At 36.7% G+C, this 733-nt stretch carries 1 protein-coding gene and 1 pseudogene; both read right to left on the bottom strand.

What is annotated here, in order from left to right; all coding sequences use genetic code 11:
* Positions 1-155 precede the first annotated feature (155 nt).
* On the bottom strand, positions 156-305 hold the full coding sequence (locus DW793_RS14900; RefSeq protein ID WP_181982970.1) for a hypothetical protein: 150 nt from the start codon (positions 303-305) through the stop codon (positions 156-158).
* A 90-nt stretch (positions 306-395) separates the two neighbouring features.
* Positions 396-733 (bottom strand): annotated as a pseudogene (locus tag DW793_RS14895) (hypothetical protein); the annotation flags it as partial.

The following is a 733-nucleotide window of genomic DNA, read 5'->3' as shown; positions in this document are numbered from 1 at the left end:
ATGGTTTTGTTAATGATAATTGCTGTATCTTGCACCTAAGTCTGTTAGTCATTTTTGAGCAAAGATCAAGTGTATTGAATCTGTCAACAAAAATACTTCCACAGTCTTTGCACAAATGTTTGTGACCTCTTATCTTAAGAGCTGTATAATGTTCATTATTTAGTGCATATCTTTGTTTCAATTTTAGGCGAAACAACAAAAAGATAATCACACTCATCTGCATTTTCACGCAGTTCAAGTATATCAAATTCATCAAGACAAAGCATATTTTGGTTGTGGTTTATTAGCATATTATATCCTTTCATTACAAATTTTTTCGCAGAGGACAAAGTCTAATTACTGAAGATAAGAGGCAACTATCGTTCAGAGTTGACATCATTATCTGAATTATCTCCTCACTCAAACACTCCCCCGTCAAGCTGTCCGCAGAAATAAAGATCATTCATAGTCGGCTCGCTTATAACAGCGTTTGGAGTGGGCTTTGTCTTTGATATGGTCTTTGACTTTGTGTCCTCATAATAAATGTTCTCGATAGGCAGCAAACCAATATCCTCTTTGGGAATATCCCACACCATACCCCTTATATGCTCAAAAAGCGCCTCTGGGCTGTCATTAGCGATAACAGAGCCTTTGTTAAGTATGATCAGGTCGTCCGTTATGGTGTCAATATCAGAAACGATATGGGTGGAAATTATTATAATGCTGTCCTTTTTAAGTCGCACCATTATCCTCT

The organism is Ruminococcus sp. AM31-15AC (assembly GCF_003462045.1).
Classification (GTDB): domain Bacteria; phylum Bacillota; class Clostridia; order Oscillospirales; family Ruminococcaceae; genus Hominimerdicola; species Hominimerdicola aceti.
The sequence above is the reverse complement of the archived record's forward strand: the minus strand, read 5'-3'. Positions and strand labels throughout refer to the sequence as shown.

Bases quoted from the DNA above. Each gene is read 5' to 3' on its own strand.
- DW793_RS14900 (WP_181982970.1), bottom strand. From the start codon at position 305: ATGAAAGGATATAATATGCTAATAAACCACAACCAAAATATGCTTTGT.